This is a genomic window from Herbaspirillum sp. Her2 (assembly GCF_057961375.1).
The window spans coordinates 698,627-720,086 of sequence record NZ_CM176331.1 but is presented as its reverse complement, the minus strand read 5'-3'; the positions used below and the strand labels follow the sequence as shown (position 1 = coordinate 720,086).

Genomic DNA, 21,460 nt, shown 5'->3' with positions numbered 1-21,460 from the left:
CGGGGCTTTACTTAACCTGGTCGCCAAAATGCCTGCCATAGGGCAGACACTTCAAGGCACGCAAAACGGCGGCGACGTAAATTTGTTGGATGTAACTTTAGTCCCGCGCCTCCAGTTTGACAAGAGCCTGCTGCAAATTTTTTTCTGCTCTCAACCTGACGTCACGGAGATGTGGCCCTCGGACGCGCGCCCGGCGACGGATAACTGATGGCGGCAAGCACCACACGTACCATGCTCGCAAGAGCTCGCGCTCGTACTCGCTGACCAGCGAGGCTACTGCTCGCTCGACAAGCCAGCCATCTTTCGTATCTGCACGCCGACCGGAGTGACGCGCAAGAGACGTGGCACCGATATTCTGGTCGGTATTCCGAAGTGCGATGTACTGGCCGACCCAGCCTGGCCCATCACCGCCAGCAGATCGTCCACCAGGCCGAAGATACTCTCGCCAGTTTTGCAGCCGCGAGAATAGCGCGGGATCACTACCGTCCAAGTCTTCAGCCAGGGTTTCAACTGGGTGATGGAAATTGTGGAGATCATCAGCCATGACGACCTCCCATCTTGGCTACCGTCCCAGCTGTCCCAGTTGTCCCAGTGAAAAGGCAGGGGACGCGCGCACGCGTGTACGCGCAGGCACGCGCCCTCGCACACATGCACGCACACACACGCACGCACACACACACGAGGCAAACCACTGGGACAACTGGGACAGCTGGGACAACCCGCAGCGGCATGCGGGTTTCCGCTGTCCCAGTCTTTCCGCCAGACTGGGACACTGGGACAGATTTCGGCGTGCTGTCCCAGTGCTGTCCCAGTGAATCGAAAGACTGGGACAGCCCAGCATTTACAGGCCTGTCCCAGTGCTGTCCCAGTGAATCGAAAGACTGGGACAACCCAGCATTTACGGGCCTGTCCCAGTGCTGTCCCAGTGAATCAAAAGACTGGGACAGATCAAAATATTTTTGCCGATAGGAATCAGATCGGAGCATCGTCGCCCTCCTCTTCCTGACCGGACGAAGAAACCGCCTCGCCATCGCCCCGCACGTAGATCCAGGGGCGATCACCACCCTTACTCGGCCCCTTTTTGCGTATCCACCCGAGTTGGCCCAAGCTGCGGCCAACTCGTTGTTGCTCCGGCATCGTCCACTTGGAAGTGTCCAACTTGAGGATATTTTGCAAAACATCCGTCACGCTGGTCTGGGTCTTACCGATCAATCCGACAGCGATAACTTCGGTGTAAGCATCGCTTACGAAACGAGCTTCCTGCTGTTCACGGAAGAGAGGAACATCGTCAGGCGTTTCCCAGTAAGGCTCGCCAGCGCGGAATGCTACCACGGCTTCAGCCCAAAGTTGATCCCTGGCGGCCGCGAGCGCCTCAAGATAAATCTCGATGGCTCGCACTGGCCAATAACGGCGGTTGCCGGTCTCGTCCTTGAGATAAACATATTTGTTCGTGCTGCCCGCGAAAACCTGCTGGCGCGGCACATCGCTCGCGCGCTTCCCATAAAAGTCTCGATACCGATCAACATACTGCCCAAAGAACTGCTTGGCAGCTTCAGAGTCGGCCTTGTTAAACGAGTCCAGCTCGGCCAGCTCAATGATCCACTTACCCCGCATGATCGAATAGGTATCCTTGTTCTCAAATCGGAGGGGCGCATCGGTAAACCACTCTCCGGCCAAAGTCTTCAGGGCCGTTGATTTTTTCAGCCCTTGCGTCCCTTCCAGAATCAGCACGTTGTCCATCTTGCAGCCTGGCTTGTAAATGCGGGCCACTGCGCCAATCATGAACTTGCGTGATACCCGGCGTACATACTCAATATCCTCGGCCCCAAGGTAGTCGATCATCCACATCGACAACCGCTCTTTTCCGTCCCACACCAGCGGGTCGAGGTAGTCGCGCACCACGTGCCGCGATTGCGCATCGGCGGCCAGCAGCACTCCCTTCATCACCACGTCTTCTCTAGGATGAAAGGAATACTTCCTCTGTATCCACAGAGTCGCACGCAGGTCGTCCTTGTCGGTCCACTCGCCAATCTCACCGCGCGGAAACGGTGGTGCCTTAGCCTTGACCACCTGGCCGCTGAATTCATCGTACACAATCACGCCCTCCCAATCGGGCGAATTGAGCAAGACGTCCACCACGTTGCTCAGAACAGGAAGAATCTGCCCCTTATCATTACGGACGAGGCGCGCCTCCCAAGTGAGCTCGGAATTCTCATGCTCGGCCTCCATAGGCCCGGTCTCAGAACGGATCACCTTCTCTGCGGCAGCGGTGTTCGCGGCCGGCGCCGCCACCGAGCGCGCAAGCTCCTTCTCAGCCTGCGCGGCTTTGACCACCGGTGGCGTGAGCGCGCACAGGACCGCGGCCTCCAGCTGCTGGGCGCACGCTTCCAGGCCTTCGACACAATGAAGGTCATTCCAATCGGTCCACTTGTTCTCACCGCGATCCGCAAACTCGGGCACCACCACGGAGGCATTACCAATCGCCTGCGCGGCTTCATGGGCTTTGACCAGTCCGGTATTCTCGTACCGTAAGGTGCGCGTGAATCCGTCGCCGGCAACTCGAACCTCGATGAACCCAAGTTCGCCTATGCCCTGGCACCAGCTTGCGGTGACCTGGTATTCCCCGTCCCTCCCAGGATGCATACGCTGCTGTCCGTCGATGACCACGCCATCGATAGAAGAGCTGATCCTCCTGATAGGAGCACGTACATGAGCAGAGTTCAACTGCGTAGTCAGGCGGCCAGCTTCGGTATCGTCGAGGCCGAGGCGTCAAAGGAAATGGATCTAATCGGTGCCCTCCTGCTGTATTCATCCAGCGACGGTCGATCGGTATATGCCAGTAATCATCAGGTGATCTATGCCGAAGACGCGCCAGACGTGCCATTGCTCGGTCCGGGCAGTGCGCCTAGCAAAAAGGTACTTGCGCAACTGGGAGAGAAAATATCTGCGGCCGCAGCCTTTGCAGGCTTCATTCCGGAAAACCTGCTGTATATGGCACCTCGCTTAATTGCTTGGTGGTGCCCACCACAGCCGCGTCATCTTTGGTTCACAACTCAGGATGACGTAATCGGCGAGGCCAGCGCAACCATCACCCAACCTGGCGTGGTCTTTCTTGTGAGCTCCGGCCGTCTGTATGTGTTCTCGACGGAGGGTGAGGAACGCCCACGCCCGGAAACGCCCTTGTACAAGGCCCCCTACTTCAATGTCTGGAAGAGCGGCGAAGTGTGCACCGGGAACGTGGCCATGCCGAAGTCCATGGACGCCGGAGCGATGAAGGACTATGAGCGCGCCTTCTATGGTAGTCGGTTCACGCACCCCAACGATCCCAATCTGGTCAGTTGCCAGGGTGGCGCGATCCCGATGTGGAAACACTTGCTGGACAACCCTAATGCCGCATGGGAGTGGGCCCAATGGCTCGTGCCATGCAAATCCACTCTTGCCCAAAAGATTAAGGAACTGACCAAATGAACGCTATCGCCTTCGACAAATTGCAGAACACCATCACCAGTGCCATCGACGAGATTGCAACGCTGCGAAAGGCGGCGCACTCTCTGCACTCGCTCTACCCGATTGCCGGCGCTGGCGATGACCCGGCCGCGCCGCTCGATCAGGCCAGCTTCCTGGCAGCCCCTGTGGCAGTGGTGCCCCAACACGGTATGTTTGTGCCTATCGAGGAAAACAAGCACCGCTTTCTGCTGGCGCGGGACGGCCTCTACTTGGAGGTGCGTCGTCCATGGCTCCATTCCATCGTCCGCTTAAGCGAGCAGCGCGCTGTCGCCATGCCATTTGGCGAGATCTCGCCCCGCAACCAACTGGCCTTTGGTCGGCTCAGCTGCGCCATTGATCTGATGCGCGCCTTTGCCCGGCAGGCTGTGAGCCACCTTCCCAACGAGGACATCTGCCACATTGCATGGGACAGCGAGGCCTGCCAACTGGTGCCCGTCAAGTTGCAGATCGAAGACGCAACGCCAGGTTCGGTCCGATATCGCACTGACTCGCTTCCGGCACATCAGTCGTTGGCCATCGATATGCATAGTCACGGCTCGATGCCTGCGTTCTTCAGCGACCAGGACAATCTGGACGACGCCGGCAGCGTAAAGTTTGCGGGGGTCATCGGCAACCTGGATAGCGATTCTCCCACCGTATCCTTCCGCTTGTGCATGCTGGGGCTCTACGCTCCTATCACCGTGCCAGCGGACAAACTGTTTGGAGGGTGAGATGCCGCATTACACCCACCCCCATCTGTTGGAGAAGGTAGTGGAAATTGATCTTATCGGATGCGGCGGAAACGGCTCGCAGATGCTCACGGGCCTGGCCAGGCTGGACCATGCACTGCAGGCACTGGGGCATCCTGGCTTGATGGTCCGCAGCTGGGATCCGGACACGGTAAGCGAAGCCAACCTGGCACGCCAGCTCTTCACGCGCGCCGACGTCGGGCAATCCAAGGCCATCGTGCTGACACATCGCATCAACGCGTTTTTCGGATTGAACTGGAAGGCCCATCCCGATCGCTATTCCGGACATGGAAATGCTGGCATGGTGATCGTATGCGTCGACAGCATAGCGGCTCGCTATGACATTGATCAGCAGATTAACAGCTGGAGCCGAGAGCCTCACTATGTGATGGACCTCGGCAATCGGGCGGCCGATGGCCAGGTCATCCTTGGCCAGCCGAGAGCACATATCACAGCTGGCGAGCGCACTCCTGACGGGCACGTGCGCCTGCCCTATCCCTATGACGTTCTTCCTGAGCTCGTCAATGTGGCGATTCCAGAAGACGACACCCCAAGTTGCGGCCTGGCGGAAGCGCTGGAAAAGCAAGAGCTGTTCGTCAACCAATCCATCGTGACACCGGCTCTCCAGCTTCTCTGGGAAATGTTCCGTCATGGCCAGGTGAACTGGCACGGTGCATTTATGAATCTTAAGGCTGGCCGTATGGTACCCATGGCAGTAGCAAACAACATGATGGAGGTCGCATGAAGACGATCAGCCTTCTCGCAGCCGCGTGCGCTCTCGGCGCCTACCTTATTGGTGTATTCATCGGGATCAGGCGTGCTATCAAGGCTGAGGAGCGCGCGGACAGGTACCTTTTCGCAGTCCTTGACGTTGACCGGTGGTGCGGACACCCATTCCCTGCGGCCAGGATCATCGCCCGGCACCTTAAGGCCATAGGTGAGGGTCAACCTATAAACGCTGGCACGCCCTGCGGAGAAGAAGCTTGCACGGTCATGGGCCTGCGCCAACAACTTCTGCGCCTGGAGGGGGAGCAGGCCGCCTACGCCGCACTCTGCCAGCCAGCAGAAGAAAGAGAGAGCCAGCCATGATTTCGACAATGAAGATCTACTTCGACATGCCTGAGCTGTGTGCTGCCACGACACTCAGCGAGACAACCATCCAGAAGATGATCCGCGAGCAGCAGTTCCCCGCACCTCGCCATCTCGGCGGACGACGCGTTGGCTGGCTGGTGAAGGAAATCTTGGAATGGGCTGAAAACCGCCCGGTGTCAGATCTCGCCCCTCCACCCAACACCGGAGCTAAGAAGCCTGGCCGCCGCCAGCAGCAATCTGCTCCAGTCGCTCAGAAAGGCGCGTGAGCCACTCGCGCCTTTCTTTGTCGTATTTGTGGCGATTGTAGACTCCCCGCACGCCTTCCAACATATGCCCGAGGATCATTTCAGCGATGTCCTCCGGGCACCCCATCGCAGCCAACAGCGTCCGGGATGTCCGTCGCAGATCATGGGGCGCCCAGCCTGATACTGGCAGGCGCTTGCGCTGCGCCTCCGGCCTACTCTCGTTCTCTGGCCGGTGATAATGCACCGCCACCCCTACGTTTTTCTGCTCCCACACCTCGCCCTTCCGCCCGGTGAACAGATAGCCGTTCACCGGGTCTTGCAGCCGGCGCTTGACGATTCTAAGCGCACGGCCGACGAGCGGTATGCGATGATCAGTGGCGCCGCCCTGGCGCCGATTCTTTGTTTTTGCCTTCGGTATCGTCCACCACCAACCATCAGTCTCTTCCGATATCTCGCTCTCATGAATCTGGCAGATCTCTGTGCCGCGAGCGCATGTCCAAAGATACATCGTCAGGATGTCTTCATTAGTGCCGGTGAAATTGGGCAGCCATGGAATCAGAAGCGCCAGCTCGGCCTCGGACAAGACCCGCTTGTCCGTTCCTCGGTATTCACCGCGCACCTGGTGGCCACGGCTCCGGAACTGCCCACGCATGATGTCACGCCAAAAATTCGGGGTATCGTCCGGAAGGTTGCCGGCGTCGAGGCTGTATGACCAGGCGGCACCGAGCTCGCGCCGGAGGTTAGCGCCCTGGACCGGGATATGCAGGAACTGCTGCAGGAAAGCGAATGCATCGCGGCGGCTGACCGATATTGCGGCCCGATCTCCGAACTCTCCCAGCATGGTATCGAAGGTACGCTTCACCTCACGGTAGCCCTTATCCATCCGGTTCACTCGGATGTGGCCCTCGAGGTAGAAGCGGCAGACCTCCGCGACAGAGAGGCTGGCCAGCCTCTCTGACTCCTTCATCGAATCAGCCAACTCCTGCGCTTGCTTGCGACCGTCTCGGCGTTGCACCGCCAGATCGACGCCGGCGTCGCGCTCGACCTTGAGCTCTTCCCAACGTACAATCGCGGCCGCGACCGACATTGCCGGCCACGACCCGATCTTTACCTGGCGCATCTTCCCGTCGACGGGACTCTTATAGCGGTAGACCCAAGTCCGTGTAGACTCGGTGGCTTGCAGGCGAAGCCCAGGATGATCCGGCACCACCAGGTGCTGACCAGGCTGCAGCAGCTTCGCCGCCCTTGCGTCAAAATACATGCCCCCTCCGGCGTAACTTTTCACCACACGTGTGATGCGCCGGGATTGTAGCGTAACTTCGTCCCGAGACGAGTCGAAAAACTTACGCTAAAAGCGAAGTGGATACTTCCTTTGGCGATACTTGGCGCGGAAACTATTTACGCCACACGAAACAGCAAAGCCTTTATGAATCAAGTAGTTAAAGAAAATTCGGCATCAAATCAACGGTTTAGCGAAGAGGAAGTTTCGCGTCACACGCCAATGATGCAGCAGTACCTGCGCATCAAGGCCGACCATCCCAACACGCTGGTGTTCTACCGCATGGGCGATTTCTATGAACTCTTCTTCGAGGATGCCGAAAAGGCCTCGCGCCTGATGGGCGTCACCCTCACCCAGCGCGGCTCATCCAACGGCAACCCGATCAAGATGGCAGGTGTCCCCTTCCATTCGGTGGAGCAATACCTGGCACGCCTGATCAAGCTCGGCGAATCGGTGGCGATCTGCGAACAGATCGGCGACCCGGCTACCAGCAAGGGCCCGGTGGAGCGCAAGGTGGTGCGGGTCGTCACGCCCGGCACCCTGACCGATTCCGACCTCTTGCCCGAGAAATCCGAGCGCTGCCTGCTGGCCATGCAGCTGCTGCCCTCGAAGTCGCGCAAGCAGATGCAGGTCGGCCTGGCCTGGCTGTCCATGGCCAGCGGCGCGCTGAAGATGATGGAATTCACGGTCGAGAGCAGCTTGCTCGATGGCCGCGTGAAGCAGGAACTGGAACGCATCTCGGCCGCCGAGGTGCTGGTGGCCGATGGCCAGCTGGAGCAGTGCGAGCCGCTCCTGCCCAACCGCGCCGTGACAGTGCCGGACTGGCATTTCGACCAGCCCAGCAGCGAGAAGGCCCTGCTCGATCAACTGGGCGTGGCCACCCTGCACGGCTTCGGTGCCGATGGCCTGGGCCCGGCCATCTGTGCCGCCGGTGCCCTGCTGCGCTATGCGCAATCGACCCAGGGACGCGGCCTGCAGCACGTGCGCACGCTCACGGTCGAATCCGAAAATGAATTCATCGGCCTGGATGCCGCCACCCGCCGCAACCTGGAACTGACCGAAACCATCCGCGCGCAGGATGCCAATGCCCTGGCCCCGACGCTGTTCTCCACGCTGGACCACTGCCGTACCGCGATGGGCTCGCGCCTGCTGCGCCATTGGCTGCATCACGCCCTGCGCGACCAGCAAGTGGCGCGCGAACGCCATGCCGCCATCAATGCACTGATGCGCACGGATGCCTGCTCGGGCCTGTCGGCCACGCTGGCGGCCGTGCCCGACATCGAACGCATCACCACCCGCATCGCCCTGCTCTCGGCCCGTCCGCGCGACCTGGCGGGCTTGCGCAGCGGCCTGCAGCAGCTGGGTTCATTGCGTGCCTACGTGGAGATGTGCGCCCGCGACGCCGAAGCACCGCTGCTGGGCAAGTTGCACGAAGACCTGGCCACGCCCGTGGAATGCCTGGACCTGCTGGAACGCGCCATCATGCTGGAGCCCGCCGCCATGGTGCGCGACGGCGGCGTGATCGCGCGCGGCTATGACGCTGAACTGGACGAACTGCGCGGCCTGTCGGAAAACGCCGGCCAGTACCTGCTGGAACTGGAAGCGCGCGAGCGTGAACGCACCGGCATCGCCAACCTGCGGGTGGAATACAACAAGGTGCATGGCTTCTACATCGAGGTCACCCACGGCCAGACCGACAAGGTGCCGGAAGACTATCGCCGCCGCCAGACCCTGAAGAATGCCGAACGCTACATCATCCCCGAGCTGAAAGCCTTCGAGGACAAGGCGCTCTCCGCGCAGGAACGTTCACTGTCGCGCGAGAAATTCCTCTACGAGCAGCTCCTCAATGACATGGGCGCGCACATCGTGCGCCTGCAATCCATCGCCCATGCGCTGGCCCAGCTCGACACCCTGGTGGCCCTGGCCGACCATGCCGTGCGCAACAACTGGTGCGCACCACAACTGGTCGATGAGCCCTGCATCCAGATCGAGCAAGGCCGCCATCCGGTGGTGGAGAACCAGATCGAACGCTTCATCGCCAATGACTGCCAGCTCGCCGCCGAGCGCAAGCTGCTGCTCATCACCGGTCCCAACATGGGTGGTAAATCGACCTTCATGCGCCAGGTGGCGCTGATCACGCTGCTGGCCTACGTGGGCAGCTTCGTGCCCGCCACCAGCGCGGTGATCGGACCGATCGACCGCATCTTCACCCGGATCGGCGCCGCTGATGACCTGGCCGGCGGCCGCTCCACCTTCATGGTGGAGATGACCGAATCGGCCTCCATCCTCAACAACGCCACCGAACATTCGCTGGTGCTGATGGATGAGGTCGGACGCGGCACCTCGACCTTCGACGGCCTGGCCCTGGCCTGGGCGATTGCCAAGCATCTCATCGACGTGACGCGCAGCTTCACGCTGTTTGCGACCCACTACTTCGAACTGACGCAGCTGCCCGAGATCCACCCGACGGCGGCCAACGTGCACCTGTCGGCCGTGGAGCACAAGGACAGCATCGTGTTCCTGCATGCCGTGCAGAGCGGCCCGGCCTCGCAGAGCTACGGGCTGCAGGTGGCGCAGCTGGCGGGGGTGCCGGCCCCGGTGATCCGCGCGGCGCGCAAGCATCTGTCGGCGCTGGAAAGCCAGTCCATGCAGCCGACGCCGCAGTTCGACCTGTTCAGCGCCCCTTCCTTCATGGAAACGCAAGCGGAAACTGAAGAAGCGGACCATGAACGCAATCCCGCCAGCGCGGTCGAACCCGATCCGCTGGCCCAGGCGCTGCTGCAATCGCTGGACGGCATCGATCCCGATGCCCTGACGCCGCGCCAGGCGCTGGATGCGCTCTACCAGTTGAAAGCCCTGAGCCGGGGACAATAACAACACCACGGGGACGCCGGCTTCGTGCCGCCCTTTGAACCGCAGAGAGACTGCATGCCGATCCGCCCGATCCGACGCATCCTGCTGTGCACCTGCTTCACCGCTGCCATCCTGATGGCGGGCGGTGCGGCGCGGGCCGCCGGGCAGGATTTCTCGTTCGGCGTGATCAACCATGCCGCGCCCGGCGTCAAGGGCGACCAGGCGCTGCGCCAGGCGCTGACCGAGACCGATGCCGACAACCTCGCCTTCGTGGTGGTCAATGGCATCAAATCCCCCTCCGAAAGCTGTGATGACGCGCTCTATGCCGAGCGCCACGAGATGCTCTCGCAGGCACAGAACGGCATCTTCGTGTCGCTGGCTGGCAGCGACTGGATCACCTGCCGCGACCGCGAGAACCGCTCGGACGCCATCGAACGCCTGGCCCGCATGCGCGAGATCTTCTATGCCAGTGAATTCTCGCTGGGCGCGAGCCGGCTGCCGATGCTGCGCCAATCGCTCACGCCCAAGTTCCGCAGCTATGCCGAGAACACCCGCTGGGAAATCGGCAACGTGCTCTTTGCCACCGTGAACCTGCCGGCGGCCAACAATCACTTCCTGCTCGATGGCGGCCGCAACAATGAGTTCGAGGACCGCCTCATCGCCAACCGCAACTGGCTGCAACACCTGTTCGCCTTTGCCGCCTTGAAGAAGAGCGCGGCCATCGTCTTCTTCAGTGATGGCAATCCCTTCGGTCCGCCGCCCAAGCGTTCCTTCTTCCGCACCCAGCGCGATGGTTTTGCCGAGACGCGCAAGCTGTTCTCCGAGCTTGCCGGCAAGTTCCAGGGGCGGGTGCTGGTGGTACATGCCCAGGGCGGCAAGAACAAGACGCCCGCCCATATCCTCTGGACCGGCAACCTGGGCAGCGTGGGCGTGGGTGAGCGCTGGCTCAAGGTGGTGGTGGATGACCATCTGCCACAGCTGTTTGCGGTGGCCGATGCGGATGGAGAACGGCGCTAGCTGCCCGATGCCAGGTACAAGATCCTTGCCGGTAAACGGATTTTTACGGTTTAAATGAAGAAAAACGCCCGCAGAGCGTATCTGCGGGCGTTTTTGCATGGGAGCCGGAAGGAAAATCCCGATTTCCGGGATCGGCTTGCGGCGCTGCGATCAGAATTCAGCGATCAGTTCAGCGGCTGGCTGCGGAAGTGGTCGCCGGCGTCGCCTTCATCTTCATCATCGTGGTGATGATGGTGGCCGTGGGCACCGTGGACGTGACCGTGGGCCACTTCTTCTTCGGAGGCGGCGCGCACTTCGGTGACCGCCAGTTCAAAGCGCAGCGCGATGCCGGCCAGCGGGTGGTTGCCATCGAGCACGGCCTTGCCGTCCGCCACTTCGGTGACGGTGAAGATGACCGACTCTTCGCTGTCGTCATCGGGCGAACCTTCGAACTGCATGCCCACTTCCAGCGGTTGCGGCAGGCGCTCGACCGGCTCGATCTTGACCAGCTCGGAATCATATTCGCCGAAGGCATCTTCCGGTTCGACCTGAATGGTGGTGCTGTAGCCGACTTCCTTGCCGTCCAGCGCTTCTTCGATCTTGGGCAGGGTGTTGTGATAGCCGCCGTGCAGGTAGACCATCGGCTCGCTGCTTTGCTCGATCAGGTTGTTCTGGGCATCCGACAGCTTGTAGTTGACGGAAACGACGGTATTCTTCGCGATCTTCATCGTAAGGGTCCTTTGTATCGATAGTGGTGCGGGAGCGGCAGCTGCTGCGGAAGCGTCGCGCGGGACACCTGCCACCCGGGTTGGGGCCTAAGAACCATCCCCTTGCCATTCCCGCGAGGCAAGGACGCTTTCAAAAACGGTATCTCGACTCCGCGATTATACCTGCATCAAACTTGGCCGCCGCCAATGGCGTACGGCTGCGCTGGCACCTCTATAATGGCGACCATGAAAAAACTCGATCTGCTCGGCGGCATCACGCCCGCCCAATTCCTGCGTGACTACTGGCACAAGAAGCCGCTCCTGATCCGCAACGCCATCCCCAATTTCACCGCGCCGCTGCCGCGTCAGGAACTGTTCGACCTGGCCCGCCGCGATGATGTCGAATCGCGCCTCATCACCCATCGCACCGATGGCTGGGACATGCAGCACGGCCCCTTCAACAAGCTGCCGCCCCTGAAGCAAAAGGCCTGGACCCTGCTGGTGCAGGGCGTGAACCTGCACCATCCGGCCGCCGATGCCCTGCTGCGCCAGTTCCGCTTCGTGCCCGATGCACGCCTGGACGACCTGATGATCAGCTACGCCACCGATGGCGGCGGCGTCGGTCCGCACTTCGATTCCTATGATGTTTTCCTGCTGCAGGCCCACGGACAACGCCGCTGGCGCATCAGCGCGCAAGACGACCTGACGCTGGAAGAAGGCGTGCCGCTGAAGATCCTCAGCCACTTCCAAGCCGAACAGGAATTCGTGCTGGAACCGGGCGACATGCTCTACCTGCCGCCGCAATACGCGCACGACGGCGTGGCCATCGGCGAATGCATGACCTATTCGGTCGGCTTCCGCTCACCGGCCTACCAGGAACTGGGCGAATCCTTCCTTGAATTCATGATGGATACCATCGACCTGTCCGGCCGCTATGAAGATCCTGACCTGAAAGCCACCGCCAAGCCCGCCGAATTGCCACTGGACATGGTGGCGCGCATCCGCGACGAGCTCAACAAGATCCGCTTCACCGACGACGACATCACCATCTTCCTGGGCGAGCATCTGTCAGAGCCCAAACCCAGCGTTTTCTTCGAAGCACGGACCGAGGAATTATCTTTTGCTCGCTTTTTCCAGGGCGCGAAGAAACGCGGTCTGGCGCTGCATCGCAAGACGCGCATGCTGTACCGTGGCTCTCACGTCTTCATCAATGGCGAATCCTTCCAGGTCAATCGCGGCGACAAGGCGATCCTGGCGCGATTGGCAGACTCGCGTGTGCTGGAGAAATCCGACCTCGACCTGGCCTCCGAAGACCTGCTGGAAGCATTGCACCAATGGCATGAAAGTGGCTGGCTCGACATCATTCGAGATTAATGAAATTTATTGCGGACACTTCTCGAAATTACTTTAGAAAATCCCGGAGAGCGGCTTGCGCCAAGACTTTCCGGGCCGCTGAAAAGGGATGTAAGTTCTTACAAATTCTTACGAATTCCCATAGTGGCGATGTGATTCCGGAAAAAAATAGCTATAATGATGGGCTGGAAAGTTTTCGTTGTCAGGCGTTGTTTCGGCAGTAAAAAAGAAGCAAGAACCGAAGCCCGACCGTGAGGTCTTACCCGCGGCGAAAGCCTCCCAGTAGAGCGATAATTACCGGTAATTATTCATCGCACAATTTTTAAATATTGAAGGAATATTCATGAAAAAGACTCTGTTGATCGCTTCGTTGTTGGCTGTTGCCCTGGCTGCTTGCGGCAAGAAGGAAGAAGCACCGGCACCTGCTGCTGCTCCTGCTGCTGAAGCTCCGGCCGCTGCTGCTCCGGCTGCTGATGCAAAGCCGGCTGACGCCGCTCCTGCTGCTGACGCTGCCAAGCCGGCTGACGCCGCTGCTCCGGCTGCTGATGCGAAGCCTGCTGACGCTGCCGCTCCGGCCGCTGATGCAAAGCCGGCTGAAGCCGCTCCGGCCAAGTAATCTTCGGATTATTTTCGAAAAAACCGGTCGCAAGACCGGTTTTTTTTCGTCCCGAGTTTTGTTGTCGTTTTGTTTTTGCCGGGCGTTCCAGTCCGAAACTTTATATCACTGTCTTTTCTCTTCACTTGGCACGTGAAGCCGCCTTCACTTCAGATCTCCCGGACATTGCCCTCGTTTGATCCAGCGCAAACCGCTCAGAACGGCCCAGGAACGCATCGCCGCATTCAATCCTGGCTCACCCACTGACAACGACCTGACAAGCCCGCAGAAGCCGCATTTCTTATCGAAGACACAATATCGCAGCAGACGAGACGGAACCGCGGACCGGGATCAAATCAAGGCCCTTCAAGCTGAAGAAAAAGAGAAACAAATTGTTTCTGACGCAGCGCACCCAAGACACAGACAGCCTGACAAAGAGCTGACCCACTCGCGTTTTGCGATCAGACGTCCAGCCAGGCGAAGCCTTCTTCCTGACAGGCGATGCCGATCTCGCCAAAAGTGGTGCCGAGTACGCTTTCGATGGCCGCACGGGCCAGTTCGGGAGTGTTGTTCTGCTGGCTCAGGTGAGCGCCGATGACGCGCTTGAGCCGGCTTTTGTCGAGCAGCCGCAGGATCTCGGCGCTGGCGTCGTTGGCCAGATGGCCGTAGTCGCCGCCGATGCGGCGCTTGAGGAAGGCGGGATAAGGCGAGCGATCCAGCATGTCGCGGTCGTGATTGCATTCCAGCAGCAGCGCATCGCAGGCATCAAGGGCCTGCACCAGGTGCGCAGTCGGCTGGCCGGCATCGGTCAACACGCCGAGGCGACGATCACCATCGCTGGCCACGTACTGGACCGGCTCGCGGGCATCGTGCGGAACGGTATAGGGAGAGAGTTCGAGATCGCCGATGGCAAGCTTCTGGCCATCGGCGCAGAAACGTACATCGACATCGTTGGCCTGCTCGGCCACCGCCTGCCAGGTGCCATAACTGAGCCAGACCGGAATGCGATAGCGCCGCGCGAATTTGAAGACGCCGCTGACGTGGTCCGAATGTTCATGCGTGACCACGATGGCCGAGACGTCGGAAGGATCCAGGCCCAGGCGCAGCATGCGCTTTTCGGCTTCGCGCAAAGTAAAGCCGCAGTCCAGCATGACCGTGGTCCCCGAGGAGGGACGCTGGTCGCCGGCTGCGGCCGAGATCAGCAGCGCATTGCCCTCGCTGCCGCTACCGAGGCTCGCGAACTTCATCTGAGCCCCGGGTCCTGCTTACTTCAGCTGGTCGTTGAGCAGACCGAGGATCTTGTCGGAGATACCCGAGGTATCCGGACCGCCCTCGCCGTTCTGCACGACGATGTTGCTGCTGTCGGAACCGGCACCCTTGACCACGATGCGGTACTTGGCAGCCTTCTTGTCCTTGTCCTTGGAGCTGAAGATGCGCGAGAAGAAACCGTCATCCTTCTTGTCCTTGGCATCCTGGTTCTGGTCCACGTAGCGCACGAAGTAGATGCCCTGGCTGCGGTCGCGGTCTTCCACGGTGAAGCCCACGCGGTCCAGTGCCAGGCCGACGCGACGCCATGCGCGGTCGAAGCCCTCATCCACTTGCACGCTGGTGCCGGTGGCGGTCTTCTGCAGGCGCGAACGGGCCTGCAGCGAGGGAGCATTGGCCACGGCTGCCTTGGCCTTGGTTTCTTCTGCACCCAGGCGCACCATCAGGCGCGACAGGAATTCAGCTTCCAGGCCAGGATCGGAGGGACGTGCGGTCCAGACCGAGGTTTCCTTGGCCGAACCGGTCAGCACTTCTTCGGCACCGCGATGGCTGATGAAGATTTCGGTGGTGCCGTTCGGGCCGCGTTCCAGACGGGTGCGGAACTTGTCGCGCTCGCCGGTGGAGTACAGGGAATCAAACACCTTGCCCAAGGTATTGCGGATGAAGTCCTGCGGGATCTTGGCGCGGTTCTCGGCCCAGTCGGTTTCCATCACGCCGGTATCGGGCGATTCGATATTGATCAGGAATCCGCTGTCTTGCCAGAAGTCCTTGATCTGCGGCCACAGCTGTTCCGGGGTCTGCTTGACCACCAGCCAGCGCTGCGAACCATCGCGCTCGATACGGATTTCGTTGCCCTTGGACGTCGGTGCCACGGAGGTGACATCGGTGGTCGGCTTGTTCTGCTGTTCCAGCTGGTAGCCGGAGGCAGTGGCCACACCCTTGTTGGCTTCAGGGATGGCGTAGCGGTTGTCGCGCTGCAGCTGGGTGAGGTCGGGCGGCACTTCCAGGCGCGGGCCACGGGCCTTTTCGGCGCTCTTGTAATCGATACGGTCGCCTTCGAGCATGTTGCCGATGGACGAGCATCCTGCCAGTCCGGCCAGCGCCAGTGCGACGACGATGCTGCGTTGGGTAAGTGTGTACGCGGAGCGGGAGACCGGACGAACGTTATTGCTATTAGTCATATCGTTACTAGTGAAAGCGGAATCGGATTTCAGGAGACCTGCGCCAAAACGGCCAAGCCGATCAGTTTAAGACGCCGGACTCGCGCAGGGCAGCGCGCACGGTGTCGTGGAAGGACTCGCCCAGCGGCGCCAGCGGCAGGCGCATGCCCGACGGGATCAGACCCATCTCCTGCATGGCCCACTTGACCGGCACCGGGTTGGGTTCGACGAAGAGCTTGTTGTGCAGCGGCAGCAGCTTGTTGTTCAATTCCACGGCACGGGCGATGTTGCCGCTCATGGCAGCCACGCACAGCTCGTGCATGTCGCGCGGGGCGACGTTGGCCGTCACCGAGATGTTGCCGGCGCCGCCATACAGCATCAAGGCGATGGCGGTGGCGTCGTCACCGGAGTAGACCGCGAAGTCCTTGGGGGCCAGGCGGATCAGGTCGGTGCCGCGGCCGATGTTGCCGGTAGCATCCTTCACGCCCACGATGCCCTTGACCTGCGCCAGGCGCAGGATGGTCTCGTTGCTCATGTCTGCGACCGTACGGCCGGGCACGTTGTACAGGATCACCGGCAGATCCACCGCTTCGGCGATGGTCTTGAAGTGCAGGTACATGCCTTCCTGGGTCGGACGGTTGTAGTAGGGCACCACCTGCAGCGAGGCGTCGGCGCCGACCTTCTTGGCGAAGGCGGTCAGCTCGATGGCTTCGGCGGTGGAATTGCCGCCGGTACCGGCGATGATGGGGATGCGTTTGGCCGTGTGCTCGACCGCGACCTTGATCAGTTCGCAGTGCTCTTCCATCGAGACGGTGGGCGATTCGCCGGTGGTACCGACGATGACGATGCTGTCGGTTCCCTCGGCGATATGCCAGTCGATCAGCTTGCGCAGGCCATCGAAGTCGAGGCTGCCGTCCGGATGCATGGGAGTGACGATTGCAACAATGCTACCCTTGATCATGGTGTGCGTATGTAAGGTGGTGGTCAGAATAAAGGCCTGATTGTAGCGGATAGACGCCTCATCAGGTCAATTTGCGGCTGCCAGAGATGAAAGCGGACGTAAAAAAAACCGGAGAGCCCGCCCCTGCGGGCCCCGCGACGGCCTGCAACCCGCTTGCCGCTGGTCAATAACCCAGCCCCATGGCTTCGCGCACGTCGCGCATGGTGTCCTGGGCCAGCTTGCGCGCCTTCTCGCAGCCATCGGCGACGATGGCGCGCACCAGCGAAGGATCGTCCAGGTAAGGCTGCGCACGTTCCAGCATCGGCTGCTGCTCCTGCAGGATGGCATCGATCACCGGTTGCTTGCACTCCAGGCAACCGATCCCGGCCGAACGGCAGCCCTTGGCGGCCCATTCCTTCACTTCCGGGGTGGAATAAACCTGGTGGAATTGCCAGACCGGGCATTTGTCCGGATCGCCCGGATCGCTGCGACGCACGCGCTGCGGGTCGGTCGGCATGGTCTTGACCTTCTTGGTGACCGAAGCGGCATCTTCACGCAGGGCGATGGCGTTGCCGTAGCTCTTGGACATCTTGGCCCCATCCAGCCCCGGCAGGCGCGAGGCCTCGGTCAGCATGGCCTGCGGCTCAGTGAGGATCAATTTGCGGCTGCCTTCGAGGTAGCCGAACAAACGTTCACGATCGATCATCGACAGGTTCTGGGCATCGTCCAGCATGGCCTTGGCCTGCTCCAACGCTTCATCGTCGCCCTTTTCCTGGAATTGCGTACGCAGTTCCAGGTACAGCTTGGCGCGCTTGCTGCCCAGCTTTTTGGTGGCGGCCAGGGCCTTTTCCTCGAAGCCTTTTTCCTTGCCGTACAGGTGGTTAAAGCGGCGCGCGATCTCGCGCATGATCTCGATGTGCGGCACCTGGTCTTCACCTACCGGCACCTGGCTGGCGCGGTAGATCAGCACGTCGGCCGCCTGCAGCAGCGGGTAGCCCAGAAAGCCGTAGGTGGCCAGGTCGCGGTCGGCCAGCTTTTCCTGCTGGTCCTTGTAGGTCGGCACGCGTTCCAGCCAGCCCAGCGGGGTGGCCATGGACAGCAGCAGGTGCAGCTCGGCATGCTCGGGCACGCGCGACTGGATGAACAGCGTGGCCTGGGAGGGATCAACCCCGGCGGCGAGCCAGTCGATCACCATTTCCCAGGTGCTGGTCTCGATCACGGAGGGATCGTCGTAATGAGTAGTCAGTGCATGCCAGTCGGCCACGAAGAACAGGCAGGGCAGCTCGGATTGCAGTTTGACCCAGTTCTTCAGGGCACCGTGATAGTGGCCCAGGTGCAGCGCGCCCGTGGGGCGCATGCCGGAGACGACGCGGTCAGGATACATGGCGTTTGGCGTTGGTTGGCAGGTGGCGGTTCGACATGAACAGAATCAGCGACATGAAGGATCAGAACAGCAAGGTGATGGGGAAGGTAATGAGCTGCAGCAGCTTGCCGGCCACATACATCACGGGGGCCATCCACCAGGCGTAAATCACCTTGAGCAGCACCAGCGCCATGACGATGAAGAAGCCATAGGGCTCGATCTGGGCGAATTTATACGCATATTTGTTCGGCAACAAGCTGGTGAGGATGCGCCCGCCATCCAGCGGCGGAATCGGGAACAGGTTGAAGGCGAACATCACCAGGTTGGTCAGCACCCCTGCCCTGGCCATCAGTGTGAAGAATTCTTCCTGCACCCCGCCCAGCGCCAGGGCATAGATGGCCAGCATCCACAGCAGTGCCATGAAGAAATTGGCAGCGGGACCAGCCAGCGAGACCCAGGCCATGTCGCGCTTGGGCTTGCGCAGGTGGCCGAAGTTGATCGGCACCGGTTTGGCGTAGCCGAACAGGAAAGCGCCATTGGTGGCGAAGTACAGCATGATGGGAATGAGGATGGTGCCGAAGGGATCGATGTGCTTGAGCGGATTGAGGCTCATGCGCCCCATCGAATACGCCGTGGTATCCCCGAAAAACTTGGCCGCATAGGCATGGGCCGCCTCGTGCAGGGTGATGGCGAAGAGCACGGGCAGCGCGTAAACCGCGACGGTCTGGATGAGTTCATTCATGGGCGGGGATTTTAGCAGAGGGACAACGAACTGCCCCGGATTCGCTCGGGGCCGCTTCCGCTGGCCGGATGTGGGTGAACAAAAACTCGCTCAGGCAGCCTGCAAACCGAAGATGCCTGCATCTCCCCTGCCCTGGCGTACCAGCACGGGTTCATTGTCATCGGTGAGATCAATCACGGTGGTCGGCTCCAGGCTGCAGGCACCGCTGTCGATGACCAGGTCGATCTGCTTTTCCAGATGGCTGCGGATGTCTTCGGCGCTGGTCAGCGGCAGGTCTTCGTCCGGCAGGATCAGGGTGGTACCCAGCAGCGGCTGGCCCAGTTCTTCCAGCAGCATGTGGGCGATGCGGTTCTCCGGCACGCGCAGGCCGATGGTCTTGCGCGAGGGGTGCGAGAGGCGGCGCGGCACTTCCTTGGTGGCTTCCAGGATGAAGGTATAGGCACCGGGGGTGGCGGCCTTCAGCAGGCGGTACTGGCGGTTGTCCACCTTGGCGTACAGGGCGATCTCGGAGAGGTCGCGGCACAGCAGGGTCAGGTGGTGCTTGTCGTCCACGCCACGGATGCGGCGCACGCGTTCCACGGCATCCTTGTTGTCCAGCTGGCAGACCAGCGCGTAGCAGGAGTCGGTGGGCAAGGCCACCAGGCCGCCCTTGTGGATGATCTGCGCGGCTTGCTTGATCAGGCGCAGTTGCGGGTTGTCGGGGTGAATCTCGAAAAACTGGCTCATGATGCGGTTTCCGTTTCCAATCCAAATCCAAATCGTAAAAAGCACAACGGCGGTGTCGCCACCGCCGTTGTCGCTGCCCGCCGGGCTTAGCGCTGGCCGCGCAGGGCGGCGATGCGCTGTTCCAGCGGCGGGTGTGTCGAGAACAGCGCCATGATGCCGGGCTTGTCGCTGATGCCCAGGGCCGCCATGTTCTGCGGCAGGCCTTCCGGCGAAAAGCCGCCCAGGCGCGCCAGGGCATTGATCATCGGCTGGGGCGTGCCCAAGAGGCGCGCCGCACCGGCATCGGCCCGGAATTCACGATGGCGCGAGAACCAGGCCACGATGATCGAGGCACCGATACCGAAGACGATCTGGCACACCATCACCGTCACCATGTAACCGATGCCGGGGCCGGAAGACTCGTTGTTGCGACGCAGGGCCGAATCCACGAAATAGCCGACCACCCGCGACAGGAACACCACGAAGGTATTCACCACGCCCTGGATCAGGGTCATGGTGACCATGTCGCCGTTGGCGATGTGGGCCACTTCGTGGCCGAGTACGGCTTCCACTTCGTCCTGCGTCATGCCCTGCAGCAGGCCGGTGGAGACCGCCACCAGGGCCGAATCCCGGAAGGCACCGGTGGCAAAGGCATTGGGTTCGCCGTCATAGACCGCCACTTCCGGCATGCCGATGCCGGCGCGCTGGGCCAGCTTGCCCACGGTCTGCAGCAGCCAGGCTTCGGTACCGTTCATGGGCGTTTCGATCACGCGCGCGCCGGTGGACCACTTGGCCATGCTCTTGCTCATCAGCAAGGAGATGATCGATCCGGTGAAGCCGACCACCAGCGAGAACACCATCAGCATCGGCAGGTTCAGGCCAGAACGCGTGAGGAAGCGGTCCACGCCCAGCAGGGAGAGGATCACGCTCATCACCACCAGCACGGCGATGTTGGTGGCGATAAACAGCAGGATGCGTTTCATCGGGGAAAACTCCTATCGGAAAAGTGGTTATTAGATAGGAATCGCCCTGCTGAATTCAAGAGCTTCACAGCCCCCAGTCATGCCAGACCGGCTTGACCCCGGTCGGCAGGGGCGGCAATCCCCCGAGGTCCATGCGCGACTCGCCCGGACCGTGGAAATCCGAGCCCATCGAGGCCAGAAAGCCATAGCTGCGCGCTACCTGGGCGTATTCCTGGTACTGCTCCGGCGTATGGCTGCCGGTATTGACTTCGATGGCCGCGCCGCCCAGTTGCTTGAACTCGTCGAACAATGCGCCGAACTGGGTCTGGGTGTACTTGTAGCGCCCCGGATGGGCGATCACCGCCACCCCGCCGGCGCCGCGGATCCAGCGCACCGACTCTTCCAGCGTAGCCCAGCGGTGCGGCACGTAGCCGGGCTTGCCTTCGGTGAGGTAGTTGGCGAAGACTTCCTTGGTATCACAGCAGGTGCCGCATTCGACCAGGTAGCGCGCGAAGTGCGTGCGCGAGATCAGGTCGGGATTGCCCACGTGCTTCAACGCGCCTTCATACGCGCCGCCAATGCCGTGACGATCCAGCGCCTCGGCGATCTCGCGGGCGCGCCGTTCGCGGCCGTTGCGGGTGGCGGCCAGGCCGTCGACCAGGGCCTGGTTGGTCTCGTCGATACGCAAGCCCACGATATGCACCGTATGCCCGGCCCAGGTGACCGAAATTTCCACGCCGGCCACATGTTCCATGCCCAGCGCGCGCGCAGCCGCCCGGGCGCGTGCCACGCCGCCCACTTCATCGTGGTCGGTCAGCGCCCACACGCCCACGCCATTGGCCTTGGCGCGCGCGGCCACCTCCTCCGGCGGCAGCAGGCCGTCGGAGACGTTGGAATGGCAATGCAGATCGAACTTGAGTTCAGACATAGGAAGTCGCAATGACCTCAGCGACCGCGCCGGTCGCTT

The 21,460-nt window shown here is 61.2% G+C and carries 20 protein-coding genes; 8 read left to right on the top strand and 12 right to left on the bottom strand.

The annotated features are described in order from the left end of the window. Nucleotides 1-273 precede the first annotated feature (273 nt). Entirely contained in the window at nucleotides 274-537 is a 264-nt protein-coding gene (locus ACWHXP_RS03260; RefSeq protein ID WP_489634520.1) for a hypothetical protein, read from the bottom strand. 435 nt (nucleotides 538-972) lie between these two features. Then, nucleotides 973-2,667: a virulence-associated E family protein gene (locus ACWHXP_RS03255; protein WP_489634521.1), complete on the bottom strand. Its 1,695-nt coding sequence runs from the start codon at nucleotides 2,665-2,667 to the stop codon at nucleotides 973-975. A gap of 42 nt (nucleotides 2,668-2,709) precedes the next feature. Between ACWHXP_RS03255 and ACWHXP_RS03250 the strand changes: the two genes are divergently transcribed. The 4 genes from ACWHXP_RS03250 to ACWHXP_RS03235 all read left to right on the top strand — a co-directional run bounded on the left by ACWHXP_RS03250 (nucleotide 2,710) and on the right by ACWHXP_RS03235 (nucleotide 5,593). Continuing rightward, complete coding sequence (locus ACWHXP_RS03250) at nucleotides 2,710-3,468, top strand: PRTRC system protein B (protein ID WP_489634522.1); 759 nt, start codon at nucleotides 2,710-2,712, stop codon at nucleotides 3,466-3,468. Continuing rightward, on the top strand, nucleotides 3,465-4,217 hold the full coding sequence (locus ACWHXP_RS03245; protein ID WP_489634523.1) for a PRTRC system protein A: 753 nt from the start codon (nucleotides 3,465-3,467) through the stop codon (nucleotides 4,215-4,217). Before ACWHXP_RS03250 ends, ACWHXP_RS03245 begins: the two co-directional genes overlap by 4 nt. A gap of 1 nt (nucleotide 4,218) precedes the next feature. After that, nucleotides 4,219-4,980 (top strand): PRTRC system ThiF family protein, encoded by a 762-nt coding sequence (locus tag ACWHXP_RS03240; protein ID WP_489634524.1) that lies wholly within the window; start codon nucleotides 4,219-4,221, stop codon nucleotides 4,978-4,980. A gap of 352 nt (nucleotides 4,981-5,332) precedes the next feature. Continuing rightward, nucleotides 5,333-5,593: a helix-turn-helix transcriptional regulator gene (locus ACWHXP_RS03235; protein WP_489634525.1), complete on the top strand. Its 261-nt coding sequence runs from the start codon at nucleotides 5,333-5,335 to the stop codon at nucleotides 5,591-5,593. On the opposite strand, the gene ACWHXP_RS03230 is transcribed toward ACWHXP_RS03235, so the two are convergent. Then, a complete protein-coding gene (locus tag ACWHXP_RS03230) occupies nucleotides 5,535-6,833 on the bottom strand; it encodes a tyrosine-type recombinase/integrase (protein WP_489634526.1) in 1,299 nt (432 codons plus the stop codon). The genes ACWHXP_RS03235 and ACWHXP_RS03230 overlap by 59 nt on opposite strands. Nucleotides 6,834-7,073: 240 nt before the next feature. Here ACWHXP_RS03230 and mutS point away from each other — a divergent pair, with 240 nt between their 5' ends. Beyond that, complete coding sequence (gene mutS / locus ACWHXP_RS03225) at nucleotides 7,074-9,725, top strand: DNA mismatch repair protein MutS (protein WP_489634527.1); 2,652 nt, start codon at nucleotides 7,074-7,076, stop codon at nucleotides 9,723-9,725. A 54-nt stretch (nucleotides 9,726-9,779) separates the two neighbouring features. Further along, a complete protein-coding gene (locus ACWHXP_RS03220; protein WP_259432765.1) occupies nucleotides 9,780-10,721 on the top strand; it encodes a hypothetical protein in 942 nt (313 codons plus the stop codon). Nucleotides 10,722-10,885: 164 nt separating this feature from the next. Here the strand turns inward: ACWHXP_RS03220 and ACWHXP_RS03215 are convergent, their stop codons facing one another. Continuing rightward, a complete protein-coding gene (locus ACWHXP_RS03215; RefSeq protein ID WP_088754969.1) occupies nucleotides 10,886-11,428 on the bottom strand; it encodes an FKBP-type peptidyl-prolyl cis-trans isomerase in 543 nt (180 codons plus the stop codon). A 225-nt stretch (nucleotides 11,429-11,653) separates the two neighbouring features. Between ACWHXP_RS03215 and ACWHXP_RS03210 the strand changes: the two genes are divergently transcribed. After that, nucleotides 11,654-12,781 carry a cupin domain-containing protein gene (locus tag ACWHXP_RS03210; protein ID WP_227022811.1) on the top strand — a complete coding sequence of 376 codons (1,128 nt, stop codon included), beginning with the start codon at nucleotides 11,654-11,656 and terminating at the stop codon, nucleotides 12,779-12,781. Nucleotides 12,782-13,103: 322 nt separating this feature from the next. Next, the gene (locus tag ACWHXP_RS03205; RefSeq protein WP_075259113.1) at nucleotides 13,104-13,376 is read left to right on the top strand and encodes a hypothetical protein; all 273 of its coding nucleotides are present in this window, start codon (nucleotides 13,104-13,106) and stop codon (nucleotides 13,374-13,376) included. Between the two features lie 440 nt (nucleotides 13,377-13,816). Here the strand turns inward: ACWHXP_RS03205 and ACWHXP_RS03200 are convergent, their stop codons facing one another. From ACWHXP_RS03200 to ACWHXP_RS03165, 8 genes are all read right to left on the bottom strand, one after another. Continuing rightward, the gene (locus tag ACWHXP_RS03200; protein WP_121044979.1) at nucleotides 13,817-14,602 is read right to left on the bottom strand and encodes an MBL fold metallo-hydrolase; all 786 of its coding nucleotides are present in this window, start codon (nucleotides 14,600-14,602) and stop codon (nucleotides 13,817-13,819) included. Nucleotides 14,603-14,620: 18 nt separating this feature from the next. After that, complete coding sequence (gene bamC / locus ACWHXP_RS03195) at nucleotides 14,621-15,802, bottom strand: NlpB/DapX family lipoprotein (protein ID WP_209584046.1); 1,182 nt, start codon at nucleotides 15,800-15,802, stop codon at nucleotides 14,621-14,623. 61 nt (nucleotides 15,803-15,863) lie between these two features. Then, on the bottom strand, nucleotides 15,864-16,742 hold the full coding sequence (gene dapA / locus ACWHXP_RS03190; RefSeq protein WP_489623426.1) for a 4-hydroxy-tetrahydrodipicolinate synthase: 879 nt from the start codon (nucleotides 16,740-16,742) through the stop codon (nucleotides 15,864-15,866). A 163-nt stretch (nucleotides 16,743-16,905) separates the two neighbouring features. After that, nucleotides 16,906-18,105 (bottom strand): tryptophan--tRNA ligase, encoded by a 1,200-nt coding sequence (locus ACWHXP_RS03185; RefSeq protein ID WP_489623427.1) that lies wholly within the window; start codon nucleotides 18,103-18,105, stop codon nucleotides 16,906-16,908. 61 nt (nucleotides 18,106-18,166) lie between these two features. After that, entirely contained in the window at nucleotides 18,167-18,826 is a 660-nt protein-coding gene (locus ACWHXP_RS03180; RefSeq protein ID WP_039784686.1) for a site-2 protease family protein, read from the bottom strand. 90 nt (nucleotides 18,827-18,916) lie between these two features. After that, nucleotides 18,917-19,552: an L-threonylcarbamoyladenylate synthase gene (locus ACWHXP_RS03175; RefSeq protein WP_288063785.1), complete on the bottom strand. Its 636-nt coding sequence runs from the start codon at nucleotides 19,550-19,552 to the stop codon at nucleotides 18,917-18,919. Between the two features lie 86 nt (nucleotides 19,553-19,638). Then, nucleotides 19,639-20,514 (bottom strand): protease HtpX, encoded by an 876-nt coding sequence (gene htpX / locus ACWHXP_RS03170; RefSeq protein WP_121044989.1) that lies wholly within the window; start codon nucleotides 20,512-20,514, stop codon nucleotides 19,639-19,641. 64 nt (nucleotides 20,515-20,578) lie between these two features. Then, on the bottom strand, nucleotides 20,579-21,421 hold the full coding sequence (locus tag ACWHXP_RS03165; protein WP_121044991.1) for a 3',5'-nucleoside bisphosphate phosphatase: 843 nt from the start codon (nucleotides 21,419-21,421) through the stop codon (nucleotides 20,579-20,581). Between the last annotated feature and the right edge of the window lie 39 nt (nucleotides 21,422-21,460).

Excerpts from the sequence above, each read along its gene's own strand:
- bamC (WP_209584046.1), bottom strand. The coding sequence starts at position 15,802 with ATGACTAATAGCAATAACGTTCGTCCGGTCTCCCGCTCCGCGTACACA.
- ACWHXP_RS03220 (WP_259432765.1), top strand. The coding sequence starts at position 9,780 with ATGCCGATCCGCCCGATCCGACGCATCCTGCTGTGCACCTGCTTCACC.
- ACWHXP_RS03245 (WP_489634523.1), top strand. The coding sequence starts at position 3,465 with ATGAACGCTATCGCCTTCGACAAATTGCAGAACACCATCACCAGTGCC.
- ACWHXP_RS03235 (WP_489634525.1), top strand. The coding sequence starts at position 5,333 with ATGAAGATCTACTTCGACATGCCTGAGCTGTGTGCTGCCACGACACTC.
- ACWHXP_RS03180 (WP_039784686.1), bottom strand. The coding sequence starts at position 18,826 with ATGAATGAACTCATCCAGACCGTCGCGGTTTACGCGCTGCCCGTGCTC.
- ACWHXP_RS03215 (WP_088754969.1), bottom strand. The coding sequence starts at position 11,428 with ATGAAGATCGCGAAGAATACCGTCGTTTCCGTCAACTACAAGCTGTCG.
- ACWHXP_RS03205 (WP_075259113.1), top strand. The coding sequence starts at position 13,104 with ATGAAAAAGACTCTGTTGATCGCTTCGTTGTTGGCTGTTGCCCTGGCT.
- ACWHXP_RS03250 (WP_489634522.1), top strand. The coding sequence starts at position 2,710 with ATGAGCAGAGTTCAACTGCGTAGTCAGGCGGCCAGCTTCGGTATCGTC.
- ACWHXP_RS03175 (WP_288063785.1), bottom strand. The coding sequence starts at position 19,552 with ATGAGCCAGTTTTTCGAGATTCACCCCGACAACCCGCAACTGCGCCTG.
- ACWHXP_RS03230 (WP_489634526.1), bottom strand. The coding sequence starts at position 6,833 with ATGTATTTTGACGCAAGGGCGGCGAAGCTGCTGCAGCCTGGTCAGCAC.
- mutS (WP_489634527.1), top strand. The coding sequence starts at position 7,074 with ATGATGCAGCAGTACCTGCGCATCAAGGCCGACCATCCCAACACGCTG.
- htpX (WP_121044989.1), bottom strand. The coding sequence starts at position 20,514 with ATGAAACGCATCCTGCTGTTTATCGCCACCAACATCGCCGTGCTGGTG.
- ACWHXP_RS03165 (WP_121044991.1), bottom strand. The coding sequence starts at position 21,421 with ATGTCTGAACTCAAGTTCGATCTGCATTGCCATTCCAACGTCTCCGAC.
- ACWHXP_RS03240 (WP_489634524.1), top strand. The coding sequence starts at position 4,219 with ATGCCGCATTACACCCACCCCCATCTGTTGGAGAAGGTAGTGGAAATT.
- ACWHXP_RS03200 (WP_121044979.1), bottom strand. The coding sequence starts at position 14,602 with ATGAAGTTCGCGAGCCTCGGTAGCGGCAGCGAGGGCAATGCGCTGCTG.
- ACWHXP_RS03260 (WP_489634520.1), bottom strand. The coding sequence starts at position 537 with ATGATCTCCACAATTTCCATCACCCAGTTGAAACCCTGGCTGAAGACT.
- dapA (WP_489623426.1), bottom strand. The coding sequence starts at position 16,742 with ATGATCAAGGGTAGCATTGTTGCAATCGTCACTCCCATGCATCCGGAC.
- ACWHXP_RS03210 (WP_227022811.1), top strand. The coding sequence starts at position 11,654 with ATGAAAAAACTCGATCTGCTCGGCGGCATCACGCCCGCCCAATTCCTG.
- ACWHXP_RS03185 (WP_489623427.1), bottom strand. The coding sequence starts at position 18,105 with ATGTATCCTGACCGCGTCGTCTCCGGCATGCGCCCCACGGGCGCGCTG.